9 protein-coding genes are annotated in these 20895 nt (G+C 43.9%); 1 reads left to right on the top strand and 8 read right to left on the bottom strand.

Annotated elements, in window-relative coordinates:
- Window positions 1-98 precede the first annotated feature (98 nt).
- Entirely contained in the window at window positions 99-1091 is a 993-nt protein-coding gene (locus HFD85_RS01580; protein ID WP_167604850.1) for a GSCFA domain-containing protein, read from the bottom strand.
- Window positions 1092-3110: an alpha amylase C-terminal domain-containing protein gene (locus HFD85_RS01575; protein ID WP_167604849.1), complete on the bottom strand. Its 2019-nt coding sequence runs from the start codon at window positions 3108-3110 to the stop codon at window positions 1092-1094. It abuts the gene before it with no gap.
- 592 nt (window positions 3111-3702) lie between these two features.
- Here HFD85_RS01575 and HFD85_RS01570 point away from each other — a divergent pair.
- Entirely contained in the window at window positions 3703-4938 is a 1236-nt protein-coding gene (locus HFD85_RS01570) for a PLP-dependent transferase (protein WP_167604848.1), read from the top strand.
- Here HFD85_RS01570 and HFD85_RS01565 read toward each other — a convergent pair.
- The 6 genes from HFD85_RS01565 to HFD85_RS01540 form a co-directional block, all read right to left on the bottom strand.
- Window positions 4935-7355, bottom strand: coding sequence for a TonB-dependent receptor plug domain-containing protein (locus HFD85_RS01565; protein WP_167604847.1), 2421 nt, complete (start codon window positions 7353-7355; stop codon window positions 4935-4937). The two genes, HFD85_RS01570 and HFD85_RS01565, sit on opposite strands and share 4 nt — an antisense overlap.
- 187 nt (window positions 7356-7542) lie before the next feature.
- Complete coding sequence (locus tag HFD85_RS01560) at window positions 7543-16719, bottom strand: T9SS type B sorting domain-containing protein (RefSeq protein WP_167604846.1); 9177 nt, start codon at window positions 16717-16719, stop codon at window positions 7543-7545.
- 744 nt (window positions 16720-17463) lie between these two features.
- The gene (locus tag HFD85_RS01555) at window positions 17464-17601 is read right to left on the bottom strand and encodes a hypothetical protein (RefSeq protein WP_167604845.1); all 138 of its coding nucleotides are present in this window, start codon (window positions 17599-17601) and stop codon (window positions 17464-17466) included.
- Window positions 17602-17641: 40 nt separating this feature from the next.
- Complete coding sequence (locus tag HFD85_RS01550; protein WP_167604844.1) at window positions 17642-18355, bottom strand: hypothetical protein; 714 nt, start codon at window positions 18353-18355, stop codon at window positions 17642-17644.
- 382 nt (window positions 18356-18737) lie between these two features.
- Entirely contained in the window at window positions 18738-19097 is a 360-nt protein-coding gene (locus tag HFD85_RS01545; RefSeq protein ID WP_167604843.1) for a hypothetical protein, read from the bottom strand.
- 547 nt (window positions 19098-19644) lie between these two features.
- On the bottom strand, window positions 19645-20865 hold the full coding sequence (locus HFD85_RS01540) for a hypothetical protein (RefSeq protein ID WP_167604842.1): 1221 nt from the start codon (window positions 20863-20865) through the stop codon (window positions 19645-19647).
- Between the last annotated feature and the right edge of the window lie 30 nt (window positions 20866-20895).

Here is a 20895-nt window from a genome sequence, read left to right as displayed (position 1 = left end):
GTGAATTATTGATTCAGAAAGTTAGAGAGAAAGGTTAAACCTCCACAAACAAAATTATATGATTTATCTCACTTTCTGGAGTCAACTCTTCCCAAATCCTACAAATGAAGGATAAAATGTTCTTTTTCTAACTTTAAGTTAAGATAAGGATATTCTGCCTCGAGTTCAAGTATGTTTTTGTAAAATTTCTGAATGAATTTACTGAATTCGGGGGTATTCATATTGAAAGGCCGGTGTGAAACAGCATTCCTTATTTTTAACACTTTTTTAGCCAGCTGCCTGCTTTCGGCATCAATTAAATTCTCCTCGAATATCTGCCAGATATGATCGATTGCCACATCGCTAATGTGCAACATATCGGCAGCATAAAAGCGGTAGTCGCGAAGTTCGTCCATAACGATTTCGTAAGAAGGGAAATAGGTACAAAACCCGGGGAACTGATTCTGAAGTTCATCAATGGCCAGTAGCAAAGTGGCTTTACTTCGCTGATTTTCGATGGCGCCGTCTTTCCAGTGACGGATCGGGCTAACTGTAAAAACAACTTTCAGGTTAGAATTTTGCTTTCTGATCCGGGGTAGTAAATCCTTGTAAGTAGCCACTATCCCGGTTACAGATAAGCGTTCGCGGTTAAATTCTGCCGCCGGTATTTTATGGCAATTCGAAACCACTTTTCCGGTTTTATTATAACGGTAGATCCAGGCAGTGCCAAAGGTAATAAACAGAAAATCGGCCTCCTTCAACGATTTTGTCGAAGCTTCAAGTCTGTTATTAATTCCTTCGAGCATTTCACTTTTACCGGTAGCCGAAAAACGCCCGTGGTGTGAAAAACTGTGCCACAATCCGTTGTGTTCGACAAGATCATTTTCGGAAAAATGTTTTGCTGCCAGTAAAAGTTCCAGACCACTTGCGACCGACATGGGATTGTACAAAATTCCAAAAGGATTAATATCTACCGGGTATTTCAGGTCCTCCATTCTTTGTCCCACGTTCTCGGTAAAACAGGAGCCCATAAAAATGTTCTTGCACTGATAGCCCGTCTTCCACTGATAATCCGGAATCGCAACCCGTGTCTGAAATTTGGCGTCTCCCATTTACTTGGCCTTTGGAATATCAACTTTTTTAAGCACCATCGCTGTTCTGGCCGGCAAATACAATTTCAGGAAGTGCTGACTGTTCACCCCGGCGCTTGGCATGGTGTAATAACTAATCTCTTCATCAATCCGGTCGAAACCACCAAAACGGCCGGAATCGGTACTGAGCACCACTTTGTATTTGCCTGCCCCTAATGGGATGCCGTAATCAGCGTATGATTTATCAGGACTAAAATTGAACACAAACAGGAAAAGTCCGCGGTGGTATACCAGCACCTGATCGGGTTTATTATCCACCACCAGATCTACCGAAGGCACCGTTAGAATTCTGTTTTCATTAATCAACTGTACCATTTCCTTATCAAAGTCGTAGAGCCAGTGGAATTTTAACTCCGGATCATCGGCAATGCTCCATATACGACGGGCATGATTAAAGGACCAGTTATTCCCTTCACGCGGAAAATCAATCCATTCGGGATGGCCGAATTCATTGCCCATAAAATTCAGGTAAGCGCCACCGGCCGAACTGGCGGTAGCAAGCCGGATCATTTTATGCAGGGCAATTCCACGATCGACAATCAGATTGGGCTGATCTTTTCGCATGCTGAAATACATTTCCTTATCAATCAGGCGGAAGATGATGGTTTTATCTCCCACCAGTGCCTGATCGTGTGATTCGGAGTAGCTCACCACTTTTTCTTCAAGACGCTTCGAAGTGAGTTGATAGAAAATATCGCCAACATCCCAGTCTTCGTCAGCCTTTTCTTTGATCACTTTAATCCAGAAATCGGGCATACCCATCGCCATGCGGTAGTCGAATCCCAGGCCACCGTATTCCACCGGCGCAGCCAAACCCGGCATTCCGCTCATATCTTCTGCAATTGAAATCGACTTTGGATTCACCTGTTTCATCAGCTTATTCGCCATTTTGAAATAAGTGGTTGCTTCGTGATCGACATTGGCATTAAAGTAGTCGCCATAATTGGTAAAAGCAATCTCGAGGCCGTGGTTGAAATACAACATGCTGGTCACGCCATCGAACCTGAATCCATCGAAGCGGTATTCCTCCATCCAGAACTTGATATTCGAAAGCAAAAAATGAAGCACTTCGTTCTTCCCGTAGTTGAAGCAATACGAATCCCAGGCAGGATGCTCACCTTTTGGCCCGTCGTGAAAAAACTGAAAACGGGTCCCGTCGTATTTCCCCAAACCTTCCACTTCGTTTTTTACTGCGTGCGAGTGCACCAGATCGATGATTACTGCAATTCCCATACCGTGTGCTTCGTCGATGAGTTCGCGAAGTTCGTCGGGTGTTCCAAACCGCGATGAAGCTGCAAAAAAGCTGCTTACGTGGTAGCCGAAACTTCCGTAATACGGGTGTTCGGGTATGGCCATCAACTGAATGGTGTTGTAACCGTTCTCCTTGATCCGGGGAAGCATCAGTTCTCTAAATTCCTTGTAAGTATGCACGCGCGGTTCTTCGCCGGCCATTCCCACATGCGCCTCATAAATCAAAGGTGGTTCATCGGTTCGTTCAAAATCGGCATGTTTCCACACATAAGGTTGTTCAGGAGCCCATACCTGGGCATTGAACATTTTTGTTTCTTCATCCTGAACCACCCTTTTTGCCCAGGCCGGTATGCGTTTTCCAAAATTTACCGACCAATGCACGTGCAAGGCATACAAGTCTTCATGCCTGAGAGCGCTCTCTGCCAGATTAAGCTCCCATACCCCGTGACCAATGTGAGCAAAAGAATATTCTGCTTGTTCTTCCCAATTATTAAAGGTGCCCACCAGATAAATATGCGTGGCGTTAGGAGCCCATTCCCGCATTGTCCACCCCTGTGGAGTTTTATGTAATCCAAAATAAAGATATCCCGATGCGAAATCATAAAGCGATTTGCCTCCGGTCAGCTCTTTTTCTTTTCTCTCGGCCACAATCATTCTGTCGGAAATTATATTTGAAAATGGCTCCAGCCAGGGATCGTCCTGAACAAGTTTAGGCAGGTATTTCTTCATTCGATCGATTTTTTAGTTTCAGGTGGTGACTTATGAAATTCGCATGCAACTTTTTCATTTGATTTCTAGTATTTAACCGTTTCAAATAATCATTTTCTGCTTACACCGAATACCCCACCCCTTTTTTTATAAAGATATGGAAACGCAGAAAACAAGGAATACAAATCGTATTATTTTTCCTTTGATTTGCAGCCACAGTACTGATTAGCGTTGATTGTGAAGAGGTAACGAAGTTAAAGCAAAAGCCATGACGCGGGGGCGCCATGGCTATATCTACTATAAATGGTTTTAATTATTAATTTAAAACCGAAGAATAAGTTACAAAAACAAGTTCAGAATTACATTTTTCATGAACTGATTTTTTAAAACTCCGTGAATATGTTTTTGAACTGTTAAAGTCTTTCGTAATTTTCGCTCGTGAACAGCTAAAAAAGAGAAAACCATGACGGGGGGCGCCATGGTTTAGTAATAAATTCTTAAATGCTGTTTAATTATTAATCTAAAACTGTTGGACAGCTTACAAATACCGTACCAACTTTTTAAATTCTTTCAAAACTTTTTATGTTTTACGATTGTTTTTCCTAAAAACTTAATGATGTCAAAAACCGGTTTCACTACTAAAGCGCTTAATGTACCCTATCCAAAAGAAGATCCGCACAACGCATTACAAATGCCACTTTACGAAGCAGTAGCGTTTGAATTTGATTCAGCAGAGCAAATAGAAGCCAATTTTAAGGGAGAATATATTGCACATGTTTATTCCCGCTCATCGAGCCCTACCGTTGAATATTTCGAACAAAAATTAAAAGCGCTCACCGAATGTCACGGTGTTATTGCGGTGAGTTCGGGCATGGCAGCCATATCCAATTCCATACTCGCCATTACACGTTCGGGCGACAACATTATTGCCGGCAACCGGCTTTTTGGCCACACGCTCTCACTGTTTCAACAAACATTGTCGGAATTTGGCCTCGAAACCCGCTTTTCTGATTTAAGGGATGCAAATGAAATTGAAACGCTGATCGATAGTAATACCCGTGCCATTTATTTCGAAACAGTAACCAACCCGCAACTTGAAGTAAGCGACATTGAGCTGCTGGCTTCAGTTGCCCGGAAGCACAAACTACTGCTTATTACTGACAGTACAATTACGCCTCCAAATGTTTTCAGGGCTGCCGATTTTGGCGTGAACATCGAGGTCATTTCCACAACAAAATACATTTCAGGTGGTGCTACATCGTTTGGTGGAGCCATCGTTGATCATGGTAATTTCGACTGGACAAACCAGCCGAACGTTAAAAGCTACACCGAAAAATTTGGTAAAAATGCCTTCCTGGCAAAAATCAGAAAAAACATCTACCGGAACACCGGCGGAAGTATGGCTCCGCAAACTGCCCGCTACCAAATTCAGGGGCTCGATATACTCGAAATCAGGGTTGAACGCTGCTACAAAAATTGTATGGTTCTTAGTGAATTTTTATCGGCTCATCCAAAAGTAAAAAGAGTAGATTATCCGGGCCTTCCGCAGGATAAAGGTTACAAGCTGGCTCAAAAATATTTTGGAGGGGTACCCGGAACAATCATGAGTTTCGACCTCGAATCGAAAGAAGCCTGTTACAGCTTTATGAATAAACTAAAGATCATCCGACGGGCTACCAACCTCAACGACAATAAATCGCTGATCATTCATCCTGACTCGACGATTTATGCCGAATTTTCGGAAGCTGAAAGAGCAAAGGTAAATATCCGCAACACCATGATGCGTTTGTCGGTTGGAATTGAAAATGCAGGCGATTTAATTGCTGATATTGAACAGGCACTTGATTAATTTTCGCGACGCCGGTCAACCACAAAATCGGCTTCACCCAAACAAATCCGGCCATCGGAAGTAATGCCTTCCACAAAAACTTTATAATGCGATAAGTTATCGCAGGTAAAGAAGGAAAAGCTTTTTGTCGGCTGATCCATCAGGATTTCGGGATTCCAATACAAGGTCGTCCTGAAATCAGGGATTACTGAACTAATATTCGAAGCGGTATACTGTGGTGAATAAAATTCGCGATAAGGAGCAAATCCCTTTATCTTTTTTATAACCGTTCCGGGGATAGGCTGCGAAATATAATTGGAGGAAGCACCTGTCTTGGTGAATATTATAACCACTCCATTGGCACCGCGCATGCCAAAAATGGCTGCTGATGCTCCTTTAAGAACTTCCACTTTATCCACATCAGCCATCGGAATATCGGCAACCATGTCCTTATCTGTCGGAATCCCGTCGAGCACAAACAGCGGATTTGTATCGCCACCCGACAAGGATGTTGCTCCCCTGATATTAATTTCCTCACCAACAACCTGCACTCCGGGCACTCTGCCAACCAGAAACTGGAAAATGTTAGTGTACATATAACTGTTTTCATCAACTTTAATCGAATAGTCAGGCGTACCATAAATTCGAAAATGTTCGTCTTCCGGTTCTTCCTTTTTCTGTCCAAGTATATTGATCTCCCCCAACATCCTTGAATTCCTGTCGGGATAGAATTCTTCCAGTGCCAGTTCATTTAAATACTTCATCCGAAATGCAGACACAGGAATATCGTGAAAATCCTTTAGCTTCTTTTCACTAATCCTGCCCAATTCGGGCGCTGCAAACCAGGGATCGTCCAAAACAGTTGTAGTATTGGTTTTGTCGCGCCGGTTTTTCCCCTGTATTAAAACCAATGCACTATCGTGAAAAACGATATTGTTGAAAGCATAATAACCGTTTAGATCGGTGCTGCCGAAAATAAGGTATGATTCGCTACCGGCACCTAAACTGAACACCACTTCGGTGTTTGCAACAACTTTTTTATTGTTGGGTGCTTTAACCATCCCGCTAAACGAAATTCCCTGTTGTGCTTTTGGTTCAAAGTCCACGTCGCCGGTACGAATGGTATTCCACAGGTAGTTTCGCCAGCCATGTGTTAGCATCAGTAAATCGAGTTTTTGTCCCGAATTCAGCTTATCATCATCGGAAAAGTAGTCGAGCGGTGCATCGATATTGCCTTTCAGCTCCGAATCTGCAAGCAGGTACGACTTCATGTTCTGCGACGGCCCCGAAGCATTCAAAATATTTTCGTTAACCACCACCATCGACAATTTTGCCGTCTCTGCCGAAGCAAGGTTATCCGGAAGTTCCAGTCTTAAATCTACTTTATCGCGTGTTGTCAGTGCTTGGGCATTTAGTTTTATTGTGACGTTTATTTCATCCTTAAAATCCATGAAGACCAGACGCTCCGAAACCGGTTCCATTTTTTCATCGAGCAGCACCAACCTGTTAATGCCCGGCCGAAGGTATTCGTTACTTATTTTAATGCTTTTGGAAAGTGATGCAGAGGTGGGCTGAAGTATTGCGAGTCCTTCGCCACGATGCAAAACAGCAATCGAATATTTCTGATCAGCGATATATTGCGGTGTTAACACTACCACATTTACAAATTCGCTGTTTGGCAAACCGGCCATAAGTTTTGCCCCTTTTTTCCTTATTTCGGGCAGTTCAAAGCGGTCGCCAACTCCATCGATCTCTACGAAGTAAGTATTTGTAGTTTCGGGAATAAAAATAAAACGTCCCATCCCCTTGTATGCTGTTTCAAACCGCAGGAGTTCTTTTCCGGTATTATCCACCACCCTGCCGTTCACATCAATAGCTCTTCCGTTCTCGTCGGTGGCAATAAATGCAACATGATTAATCACCCCGTTTAACAGGAATCCTCCTTCAGGAAAAAACTGAAGATCGATTTTTTTGGGTGTCGTATTCTCCGCTTCCTCATTAAATCCGAAGCTGTTCTTTACCTTTAGCAGTTTTATCGACTTCGAAAAATACAAATCATCGCCAAAAGGTTTGAGGTAGTCGGTATAAGCCCGCAGAAGGTAATTGCCTTCTTCCAGCGTTTTATCGTAAAAACTCAGATAGCCGGGACAGGTTCCATCATCAAGCATAAACAGCTCGCGACGAATAAAATCACCTTCAGCATTTATCAGGTCGACATAAAGGTTACATTTCCCCGCGATGGGTGTATGACTTTGGGCATTCACAAGGTAGGCGGCAAACCAAAGTGTATCGCCCATAAAATAAAATTCGCGGTCGGTTTGCAAATATACCTTCTCGAAAGGAATGGCCTTTTCGTGTTCAATAAATGTTAAATCCTGAGCCAAACCCACCGAAATATTTCCAAGAAAAAAAACAATGAGGACAAGTGTTTTGTACATGCTGACGGCTATTTAGTACTCTGGCAGTCAAGATACAAACTTCGTTCCATAAATTAACAAAATGTAGGTTTATCACAACAAAATTAATCCGAAGTGTATTGTCAAAACGGAATATTACCTCACCGCTGAAAGGCAGTTCGTAAAGACAATTGTCACATGTATTCCTTATAATTTGGGGTAAGTTGCCTTAGTAAGCGATCATAACCGTACCATTACGAACGCCGCCAAGGCCGTCGTTCAACAAGAGGACGTAAATGTAGTTACCTGCCGGCAATCCTCCTGACCTACCAATAGTGAGCTTATTATCGGAAGTACCCCACCACCAGGCATCGTTCCATCCCCAGTAATCGTAGTTTCCGTAGTGTTCTTTTTCCCAGAGCAGGTTACCGTTTCGGTTAAAGATCATCAGTTTCGCATCCGGGTAACGCGGGTAGATACACAGGATCTGGAAGAAGTCGTGGACACCGTCGTCGTTTGGTGAGAATCCTTCAGGAATGAAGAGATCACATTCAAGTTCAGTATCCAGGTATTCCGGATGGCCGTCGAGGTCGAGGTCATCATCACTATAATCGCCGTTACCGTTAATGTCTTCGTTGATGGTCATGTACTCATCGTCTTCGTCGTTGGTATCACGCCAGTCGCGTGTACCATCGCCATCGAAGTCCTGAAGCGGAGCCGAGCTTCCTGTTTCGTTATCAATCAGGTCAGGTATTCCCCAACCGTCAACCCAGTCGTAAGCATCATCCAAACCATCGCGGTCTACATCGCTGTAAATACGTATCACATCGGCAATACCATCGGCATTGTCATCATGTCCTTCAATGTAGTCGGGAACATTGTCGTTATCCGAGTCGCTATCAAGGTAATCGGGAACTCCGTCTCCATCGGTATCAGCCAAATCCATATCAAACGGAATACCACCAGCACCTTCTTCCCAGTCGTAATGAGCATCCCAGCCGTTGTTATTCTGGTCGCGCCATCCCACAGGTTCATTCCAATTTGCCCATCCGTCACCATTTTCCCACTGACCTTCGATATTGTCCACAATTCCATCATTGTCCGAATCAATATCCAGGTAATTCGGTATTCCATCGTTATCGGAGTCGATCAGTTCCGCACCCGGATCTTCCGGCCAGAAGCCTCCGTTTTCAATGTTATCACGGATACCGTCGTTGTCATCGTCGATATCAATTGCATCGGCTACACCGTCACAGTCGTTATCAGGTACACGGGTGATGTATACCCAGGCTGTATCGCGCAGACTTTCGCCAAATGTAGGTTTATCCCAAATTTCATACTGGAAGCTGTCAACTCCTTCGGTAAAGTCGATAAATGGCTCGTATTCGAAATGACCATCACTGTACAACACCAGTGTTCCGTTAACCGGCGACACAAGCGGAACCGGATTGATCTCAATTTCATCGCCATCCGGATCGGAATCGGTAAACGATACATCTCCTGACAGACTAATACATGGCACATCGAAGTAATCATCTACTGCAAGCGGTGGCTTATTAGCCGGAAGAACCATTATGTACAGGTAAGTTTCAGCACATTCTTCCTTACATGGAATAGCATCGTCGCAAATTTTATATTGAATCACAGCCCGTCCAACATATCCCGGTGCCGGAGTGAACTTGATAAATCCGCTAACAGTATCCGCTTCTGCCGTTCCAATATTGCTTCCAGGTTGAGTCAGGATAGTAAGCGTGCTATTTCGTATATCGGTTTTCAGTCCTATGTCGTAGTCGTTCTCAACTACATAAACCGAAATTGGCACATCTACAATGGTGGTATCGTAATCTGGCAATGCTACCGGTGGAATATTTCCGTATACCACAAATTCCGCTGTACAGTAACCAATATTACCACTTTGGTCGGTTGCGATTGCCGTTATGGTAACCGGGCTTGCCTCTATATCGTCGCAATTCAGTACGTATCTATCCAGTTCACGGCTTACAATTTCACAATTCTCCCACTCTGAAGTAGTTACCATATCATAAGTCAAAGTATAAGTACCGTCTTCTTCACTCAAACGAACAGTATCACGAACGATACAGCTAATTTCAGGAGATATGGCATCCAATACTGTAACCGTAGTCTGGCAACTATCTTTTAATCCATATCCGTCAGTAACGATTAAGGTAACCGTATTGTCTCCTAAATCAACACAATCAAAATTATACCGGTCAAGCTCCAGTGTTACATCCGTACAATTATCATACGAACCATCATTGATCATATCGGCAGTGATACTTGCCTGTCCATTTTCATCCAGATAAATGGTATCCGGTTTACAAAGGGCTACGGGAGGTACAGTATCCACCACAGTAACAGTAGCTACACAAGCATCAGAAAGACCAGCTTCATCGTACACTTCAATACGAACCTGAAGTCCGGATTCCACATCTTCACAGGTCACTGCCCGCCATGAAAGACGAACTTCCAGGTCTTCGGGTGCAGTGCAATTATCATAAACGCTATCGACCATAGCAATTGAATCCTGCACACTTAGTTTATATTCGCCGTTTTCATCCAGATAAACCGTAATATCGGCACAGAATACTTCCGGTGCCTGGTCATCGGTACTGATGTAGTAGCTGGTATCGCGTGCAATATTTCCGCAGAAATCGGCAATGCTGTAGGAATAGATCACTTGCGAGCGACCAGGTGCCAGGAGAATTGCTGTATCACGAACCGTGAATGTGGTAGGATCAAGCTCACAATTCGGATCGTAGGCATCTGCGCCATCCATCGCCAGGAAGTCTGCAAATGTTTCAATCCGCGGAACTACGGTCGACAAACATTCAGCTGTATCGCCTTCAGGAGCAATGATCACAGGTGGAACATTATCATAGAAGTCGACATGTTGCACACAGGTGTCACTGCGTCCGAAAATATTTTCAATCACATAGTAACGATCGATGCTTAAACATGAATCGCGATCGCCTGCCATTTCAAAGCTGCTCACTCTTGCTACCAGACTGTCCGGTTTATAGGAGCCACCATAGGCAATAAATTCAGCAATAGTGGAAGCCGGCGGATATTGCAACGGATCAGGACATTCGATTGTCGTATCCGGGATACAGGCCAGTTCAGGTTCTGCAGCAGTAATTTCAATGGTTAAAGTATCTGTACAACCGATAGCATCGTTTACATAAACCGTATAGGTTCCCGCAGGCAGATTATCAATGTAATTTGTTGTTCCTCCGTTACTCCATAAATAATCGAATGGAGCAGTTCCCTCCAGTACACCAATCCGAATTTCTCCAACCGAATCGGGATTATATGCCTGGTCAACATGCAACACTTCATACACATCAATAGCCGGACGGATCTCAACTGCAAGGCTAAATGGTCCTGCACACTGGCCTGAATCGGGATAGAAAATATAATCGGAAGTTCCGGCAATTGCGGTATTAATACTATCAGGCAACCAGTATCCCGTTATTCCATTAATATCAGTAGTTGGTAATGCCGGAGCTTCGTTAAACTGACAGATCGGGCCGATGGCGTCAAACTCGGGAACTTCTGTTAAAATAATAGTAATCTTCTGAACTTTCACCACAGGATTACATCCATCGGTGAAGGTGTAAATGCGGTACATGACTCCCGATTCATTTACATCACCCAGTGAATCGCGATAAGATATCTGAACAGCAGGAACACAATCATCAAATACATCTAAATCGGCTAAAGTGTATGGTGTTGGAATATCACAATCGGCAGTAATTTCATCCGGGAAGTTGTTTACTACAGGTGGGATCGTATCGTAAACAAATATACTTTCAACAGTTTCCCTGAAATTTCCACATTTATCATATAAGCGATAGGTTCTTTGTATCTCTGTTGGACAGGATCCTATCACTCGTTGTCTTACATAAGTCAAATAATCTATCGATCCATTACCACAATTATCAGAAGCTAAATTTCCGTGGGAGTTCCGATACCTGTTTACTTCGGAATAAGTGGCATATGTCGGCCAGGTTTCATCACAATAAATGTGTTTATCGGGAAGAATCAGTGTCGGTTTCACTGAATCGAGTACTTCAAATATCTGAGTACATTTTTCTTCCAGTCCTGCAACATTACGTAGTGTATAAGTCCGGGTAATAGTCGGACAGAAACTGCCTTTCACATTATCATTATAAAAGAAGGTGTCAATTGGCACCGAACTGTAATACTTACCACCGGCAGCTTCGAAGTCTGCAATATTTCTATAGTTTGGTCTGAAATCTTTGCAATCATAATAAACATCCGGCAGATCGTCGCAGTTGAGTGCAAGATCGGCAGTGGTGTAAACGGTAATCTCCTGAATACACTGACTTATATTGCCGCAATAATCTTCAACTTCATATGTTCTCCATATTATCTCCGGATCAGAGTTTCCATCACTTTGCTGACCGACATAGTCAAAACGTACAACGCCACAGTTATCACTAAACCAGCCACCTGCAGTCAGGAATCCGATAGAATCAAGATGATCAGGAACAATTCCATCTGAAACTGAGAAGTCATCCGGACAATTTATTACCGGATCCTCCTGGTCATCAACAATAATCCGATGGGTGGCGCTTAAGGTTTCACCATCAAAATCCATAATGCTGTAGGTACGTATTTCTTCGTAACAATAACTGCTTCCTACAACTATTACAGAATCAAGCCTAAAGGTGCTGGTATCGAGACCCGCAAGTGAGAAGACATCAATGTCAGGGTGTAAGGCAATATATTGTTTCAGAGAATCCAGAAGAGGGAAATTGTAGCGGTCTTCATAACAAATTGAAGTATCAACCGGCTCCATATATCTTTGCAGCGGAATAGGTTCAGTAATCGTTGCGGAAATTGTAGCCGGACAGTCGTATGCATCCCAAACAGTTAATGTATAATCTCCTGCGGGCTGGTTATACAGGTTCTGAACCGAGTCAACCACGGTACCGGCTTCGTTTGTCCACTGGAATCTATAATCCGGAGTACCTTCGCTAACCAGAACCTCAATGCTTCCCGTCGATTCGCCCATAACATCAACATTTGTTACGGCATCCAGTGTAAGAAGCAATTCTTTAGGCTCTTCAATGGTAATATCAAGTGTTGCAAAACAAGGAAGCGTATCAGATAATGCATCAGTAACGGTTACGGTATAAGTTCCGGCCGGCAGTCCACTGATATCTTGAGTGGTAGCTCCGTTACTCCATAAATAAGTGTATGGCTCAACCCCTCCTGTAACAGTAATATCAATTGATCCGGTGCTGTCGCCATAGCAAAGCACATTTACTGAATCAGCAATGATGACCGGATTACTGATCACCAGGTGCAGCCATAAACTGTCGGCACATCCGGCTTCAGCATTTAAAGTATGCAGATAATCATCAGATACATAATAGGTCTCTCCGGTTCCTTCCATCCAGGTATATTCTCCGCAGGCATAAAGGGTATCATATGTGGTTGTTCCTTCAATTAATGACACAGTCAAAATTACAACTGAGTCACAGCCTAAAGCCGTTTGCAACGTTGCTTCGTAAACATCTTCCAAAGTGGTTGAAACGGTATTACCGTTCCAGTCATATTCCGGAGTGCCTACACAAAGGATGGTATCCATGCGAACTGTATCCGGAGGCAGAATGGTTACGTTATAGGTTAACAGGGAATCGCAACCATAGCTGTTTTTCAGGGTGTCGAGATAAGAACCACCAACAGTGCCGGAGATCAAACGGTTATTCCACATAAAGTCATCCAAACCATAACACAGCACAGTATCAAGAACAGTATCCGTTACCGGATTAATGGTCACTTCGTAGAAGATCAGGGTATCGCAACCACCGGGGCCGGGCACAGTATAAAGATAAACGCCGTCTGATTCATTGGAGATGACCAGACCGTTCCAGTCTGCTATTGGCTCTCCGAAACAGAAAGCTTCACGCAATGTGTCTTTGAAAGCCGGAACTATTTTAACATCCAGACTTACTATCGAATCGCAACCCCAAACCGTAGTCAGCGAATCAGTGTAGAGGCTATCAACGAAGGTATTAATAGTGTAACTGTTCCATACAAAGCCATCGCTTCCTTCACAAAGAACTGTATCGAATGGGATATCATAAACCGGGTGCGAAATAATCTCTAACTGCAGACGCAGCGAGTCGCATCCTTGTGCATAATAAAGCGTATCGTAATAAATGCTGTCGCGGTCGGTCAGTATCGTGTGACTGTACCACGAATAAGCAGGTTCGCTTTCGCAGATATCGATCGTATCAGCGAAATAAGCAGGTCGAAGTATCCTCACATCAAGATTTACAATGGAGTCGCAACCAAACTGATTCTGAAGAACGTCGGTATAAATGCTGTCGGTATAGGCATCCACCTGGTGGATGGTATTTACTCCCCAGGCAAAGATTGGTTCGCCCTCACAAATTGTGGTGTCGATGTTTGTTGTATCCGGGAACCTGATCGTCACATTAAGTGTCAGCAGTGAGTCACAACCCCACTGATTGACCAGCGTATCAAGATAAGTGCTATCGTGCTGCATATAAACAACCCGGTGGTTCCAGGCATAGAAATCAGTCTCGTTGTAACACAGCATGGTATCGATTACGGTATCTGTTGTTGGCAGCAGGTGGACATCCAGTATCACAATCGAATCGCAACCAAATTGATTGGGAAGTGCAGCCTCATAAATGCTGTCGTAAGCTGTTTGAACGATTATTGTATCTGTACTGGTTTCAATCCAAACATAAGGATCTGATCCCTCACAAATCGTGTCAAAAAGATATGTCGTATCGGGCGGATTGATCGTTACAATATAGGTCAGTATCGAGTCACATTCAAACTGATTCGCTCCCAAAAGAGTATCAAGATATACCTGGCTTGAATCCGTTTGGATCCAGCGGTTATTCCATTGGAATTCGTCGGCACCCGCACAAAGCGTTGAATCGTGTTCGCTGTAAGTGAGTGGCTTGGTGAAGACATTGATCGTAATCAACAAGGAGTCACAGTCCGTTCCCACATAGGATAATGTATCTAAGTAAATACTATCGCGGTCGGGATAAATGGTAATGTTTCCGTAGGGTTGGTAGGGTGCTACGTTCTCGCAAACATATATTGTGGTATCGTAATATTCGGGGAAGAGCACTTTTACGTCCACTGTTATCAGCGAGTCGCAGCCGTATTGACTTCCTCCGAAAATGGTATCCCGGTATATACGGTCGGCATCACTGGTAATCGTTATATGTTCATTGTACTGGAATGGTTCTGAGAAAGCACAAACCTCCAAAGTATCGTTGAAATAACTTGGCGGATAGATATTAACCAGGAAGGTATCGGTAGCATCACAACCCACTTCATCAACTATGGTGTATATAAAGTCATAAGCACCAGCGGGTGGTTGATAGGCAAAGTTTACATTAGCTCTATCCGTAAAATTCAGATAATAGGAACCGTTACCGGTCCAGCTTTGAGCAAGGACGCCCGTTCCTCCCTGTGGATTACCGTGCAGCATCAGTTCGTCGCCATAACACAAAATGGAATCGCCCGAAATGTCCACTTTAACCAACGGAGGTTCAACCAGGTTGAACAGTTCGGTCAGCACACAGGAATCCTGATCGATCACATTCACTGTATAAAATCCGGCCGGAACCGTCACTGAATCTGTTGTCGCGAATACTGTTCCTGCAGTGTCGATCCATTCATAAATATATGGAGGCCTTCCGAGACTCACGTCAATGGCGACATTCCACAAATCTCCGTAACAACGCGCTGTATCCACTTTGTAAACCATCTCCATCATCGGGATTTCGTTTACATAAATGCTCAGTGAATCGTTACATCCCAATGAATCGGAAACATAAACCGTATAATACTGGTCACCGGCAAGCCCGTAAATATCCTGAGTGGTAGCAATTAAGCTGTCGGCTTCGTTATACCATTCAAAATAATAGAAAGGTGCATTGGCCAGTCGGTTTCCACCGCTAACCTGGAGGTGAATTTCGCCGGGCTTACCGCCGTCACAACGTGCATCGATGCTGTCGCCTGTTACCACAAGCAGTTCCGGTTCATCAATGTAAACCGAATCCCAGGCCATACAACCGTTCAGGTCGGTAATGGTGGCGGTATACCATCCCGGGCCGAGGTCGGTCGCCCAGGTTGAATCCTGCGCAGGATCGCTGTTCCACGAGTAAGTATACGGCCCTGTTCCGGCGGTCACTTCAACATGGGCATAGCCATTGTTGAAACCGTAACACTGCACATTCATAAAGCTGTCGATCACGGCAATCAATGGATCCGGTTCTTCAACTGTTACGGTATCAATCAGCGTACAGCCGTATTCATCCCAAACGGTAAGTACATAAATTCCGGCCCTAAGATCACTTATCGAATCTTCGCCAGCTACATATCCGTCAGGTCCTTCCCAGTTAAATGAAAGTTCGCCGGTTCCTCCTGTGGCTGAGGCCCAAATAAATCCATCGGAATAGCCGTAACAGCTCACATCTCTGACACTGTCAATTGAAAGCAGCAATTCCGGAGGATTGAAAAGCACGATCGTATCGATATCGGTACAGAAGTTGCGGTCGGTTACCGTTACATAATAGGTTCCGGCCCACAGGCCGCCAATACTGTCGGTATTCGAGCTAACAAACCCCGGTGGACCTTCCCAGTAGTAATCAAACGGTTGCAAGCCACCGCTGACACTCACTTTTATCCAACCGGAGCTGTCGTTGTAACAGTACGGGTCATGCCAGTCGGAAGTCAGTTCAGGTGTGCTAAAGTAATAGGTTACGGTGTCGTAAGCCGGTTCACAGGTATTGTTTAAGGCAAAACCGTCAGCTTTTAAAACCAGGGATACCTCTCCGTTTGCAATATCCGTGGCTCCAAACCGGTAGGTCGGATGCAATCCTGCATCTCCTGTGAAGGTTCCATCGCCAAGTGTTTCCCAGTAGAGCGCGCTGTAATTCCAGGCAGTATCTCCCGCAAGTGTCATTTCTATTATTTCATCGCAGAGGATGCTGTCAGGCCCGGCATCAACAAAAGGTTCCTCAAATACCTTCACAATGCCCTGTTCAATCGTATCACAGCGGTGTTCACTGAAAACCTGAACTACAATATCAAATTCTCCTTCAGCATCCCAGAGGTATTCAATTTCGTTACCCCAGGTCGTATCCGAGCCATTTACTTCAATAAAATCATTGCCCGTAACATAAATGGTATCTCCTCCTTGTAAATCTATAATTTCCCAATCGTAGGTATAACCGGCTCCGCCATCCCTGCGATAGGTACGTTCGGCTCCCACACATACTGAATCGATGACATAGGTCTCCTGGGCGAGCAGATTTGCCGCCATCAGCAGGAAGAATACTATGTACATCAATTTTTTCATATTTTGTTTGAGCCGCGAGTTACGAGCTGTGAGCTTCTTTTTATTCTACTTAATGTTTGTCTTTCATATAAATTGTAAAACTGTTCTATTGTCAAACTGTTAACTGCGACTGAACACTGATCACTTTCTTCTTCGCCTTTGGCTTTGCCTTCTTCATTTTGCAGTCGTTAATCAATATTCGTTATTCTTTCTCTAATCTTTCTAATTCTTGCTCCATGCTGCCATCGGTCTTTACTCAACGCCGGAACGTGGAGCGCGGGATGACGGTGGGCTTTCTACCACAGGGCGTTGCCCTGCGCTATTACTTGTCGCCCCTTCAGGGCTGTCTTCGCCTCAGCCTTCGCCTGTGCCTTTTCAATCTTAAATCTTAAATCGTTAATCATCATTCGTTAATCCAGCTTGAAGCTGCGAGCCACGAGCCGCGAGCTTGTTTATCTTTTATTTAATGTATGTCTTTCATATAAATTGCAAAACTGTTTCATTGCTAAATTGTAAAAGTGTCAACCAGTCAATAAAAGATTCCTTCGTTCCCGAATAATCGGGACAAGCTGTACCTCCTCGGAATGACAGTTCAGTATAGAGAAAGAGCTCCCTGCGGTCGCGCGAGCGAAGCGAGCAATGATCCCACAACAACCTGTCATTGCGATCCCGAAGACTCGGGAGAAGCAATCTTTATTTCTTGTATCTATTCTCATAACTACAATAGCAATCATTCATCATTCTTTTGTCACCAATCATCGGTCATTAGTCACTGGTTCGTGTTGAACTGAACACTGAACACTTCTTCAGCCTTCTTCCGGCTTCCGTCATCCATCCTTTTGCTCCCGATGCTTCGATCGGGATTTCAGTCGGTTTCACCTTCCTCAACTTGTTCCTTTTCACTTTTGCCTTGTTTAAAAATACAACTTATGTTCACCATACGCTATTCCTCCTTTAAATAAATCGGTTGCTTCGCCGGTTTCGGGTAGATCAGGATTCCTGTTCCCGGTCGTTCATCTCCTGTAAATTCACGCGCAATTCCACAGCCATCAATTACTTCCATAATCCAGAAAGAGGTTACTCCAACAGGTAAAGGTTCTGTGATTTCCAACATATAATCTTCTATTTCACTTTCTCCAATACCATTTATAGTGTTAACTCCATCGCCATAGGTGTAGGTAAACTGCCATGGTCCGGTACCTGTAAATACTATATGAACTTTAGCAACTTCATCCACACAAACCGAATCGCCAATAACAATAGGCGGTGGAGGTTCAACTACCTCCAGCTTAAACACCATCAGGTTATTGGTACATTCTATTTCGTCCCAGGCCATAACTCTTAAAAAGTACGTTCCTGTAGGGAGATCTATGATACGTACTTTAAAGCCTTCGTACATACCATTCTCAAAATAAAGAACCGATTCCATATCGCCCTGGTTGATAGCAAAATCACCATCAGGATCGCTATACAGATCCCAGGTGTACCGGTCAGCAGGAAAATCTTCAACCTGTACTACGATCGTATCACACTGCGTCACCGGCGGAATTACAGGCACAGGTTTATCTCCTACCTGAGCCAAAGCATTGGTCATGGTAAGCAGTGCCAGGAGCAATCCCGGTACCCAACGGATGATATGTGTAGACTTTTTAGTCATTCTTTAGCTGCAAGCCTCAAGCTATCCATTTCTTCTTTTGATTTGTCATTCCATTTAGTGATACTGCAAAATTGTATCACTGTTAAAATGTAAAACTTTTAAATGTAAATTTTCTTCATACTTATTTATTGCAAAATTGCTAAACTGTTTCATTGCCAAATTGTATGACTGTCAACTGCGACTGAATACTGTGGCTGTTCACTTTCTGCTTCGCCTGTGCCTCAGCCTGTGCCATCTTCAATCTGCAATCATACATCGTTAATCTCTCCTGCGCTACGCCTGGCCCCTAAAGGGGAAATCCAGGCATGCTGTGGACTTCTATTTTTAAGTTTGTCTGTCTTCTCCGTGCAACTCTGCGACTTTTTCAATTAATCTTTGTGAATCAATTTCCATACACAACATCCTTTAAACAAAAGCATAAACCTCCTGCAAGTCCCGAGCACTCGGGATGCAGTGCGCGCGGTCTACCTCTGTTTAATAACCCTCTGAATTCTCTGTGGCTTCTGTGTAATTCTTCGTGGTTTTCCGTTAGCTGACGGATTTTTACCACAGAGTACACAGCGTGCACACAGAGATTCACAAAGGAATTATTTTTCAGCGTGACAGGAACCCCGTCGGCCGTAGCAAGCCGGGTAAACCCGATTGCAGGTTCACGGCCACGAGGCCCGTCGCGCATATTTAGCAATAGTCTCGCCATTGGCGGGGCATTGCCTTTCCAGATGTTGCGATATCTATCGTTCACATTTTTCCATATTTTAAATTTAAATCTTAGTGGTTCTTCGTTTTTGCTTTGTGGCACTTTGTGTAACATCCGACGAGTCGGGACACAAAGAGCACTAAGGAGTCACAAAGGACCTCAAAGCTTTATTTTTCGTATTTCCGTTTGGCACTGACGTCCGTCAATTGACGGATCAGGATTTCGGACAGCTTCACTGCCCTCAACACGTTTGCCTCCGGAATTCCATCAGAGCTACAAGTCAAAGCTACTGGCAGGTTTCCTCAATTTCATCCCCTGCGCTCCTTCGTCGCGCTTCCCCCTTCGAAGCCTGCCTGTTCGGTAGACAGGGGGGATTCAGGGGGATGAGCTTAACTACAAATCCTAAACCCATAACTTCTATTTTGCCTTGTATATCACTTCTTCATAACCATTCACGCATTAAAGCATTTCTGCATTTAAGCATTTGCTCCTTCCAACCCGGCTGCCCGCCCCACCGGTGCCAAAGCACCAGTGGAACAGAACAAACCTTGTTGAATATCTTAGGTTATGAAAAAGCAAGTTTCATACAATTCTACCATTCAGGGTAGTCAGGATTATGGAAAACTGCGCCACCACCTTTTGGTATAATCGTAGTTGGATCCGGAGCTCCTCTATCCTGTGTACCATGATCGATTCTCGGACGTGGAGTAATAACATGAGTTGCCTGGTCGATCTGATCGAACTCATCTAAAGCTGAAGTTCCGCAATCGTCATCTTCCATATCCCAAATTCCCTGGTTATTACCATCACGGGCATCAACTGCAATCGTAAATGGATTATATGCTAATGATTCGTATTGATTATTGGCAATAATCGCGCGCAAGAATACTGAAACACCATCAGTAATATCCGCTGGGTCTCCAGCATAGAATGTATCCGGAACCAATATACTGTCACCTAGAACATCCGTATTGTCCCAGCTCCATCCCCATATAGAATCTGTACCTGCTTCAGCATCTGCTAAGCTTCTGTATAAATCCATTTCCGCTGTCTGGTTATCCTCCAATCCGCTCATCAATGAGAAGTAGGTCATGAAATTTGTATTGAAGTTGGCAGCACTGATTTCGAAATACAGCGTATCCCAACCATAATTCATTTCCAAAGCGTTAGCGCTGGTATTGTATGTTGCACTGTAAACCGGTGAAACACAAGATGAATCATTCACATCCCAAGCCAATGTAACTCCACTTGCATCAATATTTGCAATATCAATGGTAAAGTTTGGTTTTGGATCGATTTCATAAACCTGGATGTTGTTCGAGCAAAATTCACCTGTCCCAAATCCGACTACGAATGTAGGTGTTGGATTTGTAGAGGATGCTGTCTGCCACCCCGTAGCATCAGCCTGATACTCGGTTGCAGATAAAATAGCAGCTGACCATTGAATCACAACACTATCGGCACTATTAGCTGAACCATAGTTGGAACTGTGATAAAGTAATTCGGTTCCACTAATGCCTAATGAATCAGTCATATTAAGTCCCCAGGCATCAATGAAGGATGTATCCTTAGTTGCCCACCATGTCCATTGGTCCACTGCTTGTAAACCAGTATCTATCAATTTATACGTGTAAGTCTCACCGGCAATAGGGTGAAGTGGCTCTGAACTATCCACACAGGTAAGCGGAATAATTTCCATTGTTGAAGTAATATACTGACCTAATTGTACAGTATCAGTCTGCCCATAGGATTTTGATGTTCCGGCGACAATAGCCGCTACGAACAAGATTAAAATTAAAAATTGCTTTTTCATAATATTAATTTTTAAGTTAATACGGTTCTG

The organism is Maribellus sediminis (genome assembly GCF_011799805.1).
GTDB classification, from domain to species: domain Bacteria; phylum Bacteroidota; class Bacteroidia; order Bacteroidales; family Prolixibacteraceae; genus Draconibacterium; species Draconibacterium sediminis_A.
Note: the sequence above shows the minus strand (reverse complement) of the source record. Positions and strands in the feature narration are given on the sequence as shown.

Excerpts from the sequence above, each read along its gene's own strand:
- HFD85_RS01580 (WP_167604850.1), bottom strand. The coding sequence starts at position 1,091 with ATGGGAGACGCCAAATTTCAGACACGGGTTGCGATTCCGGATTATCAG.
- HFD85_RS01575 (WP_167604849.1), bottom strand. The coding sequence starts at position 3,110 with ATGAAGAAATACCTGCCTAAACTTGTTCAGGACGATCCCTGGCTGGAG.
- HFD85_RS01570 (WP_167604848.1), top strand. The coding sequence starts at position 3,703 with ATGATGTCAAAAACCGGTTTCACTACTAAAGCGCTTAATGTACCCTAT.
- HFD85_RS01565 (WP_167604847.1), bottom strand. The coding sequence starts at position 7,355 with ATGTACAAAACACTTGTCCTCATTGTTTTTTTTCTTGGAAATATTTCG.
- HFD85_RS01560 (WP_167604846.1), bottom strand. The coding sequence starts at position 16,719 with ATGAAAAAATTGATGTACATAGTATTCTTCCTGCTGATGGCGGCAAAT.
- HFD85_RS01550 (WP_167604844.1), bottom strand. The coding sequence starts at position 18,355 with ATGACTAAAAAGTCTACACATATCATCCGTTGGGTACCGGGATTGCTC.
- HFD85_RS01540 (WP_167604842.1), bottom strand. The coding sequence starts at position 20,865 with ATGAAAAAGCAATTTTTAATTTTAATCTTGTTCGTAGCGGCTATTGTC.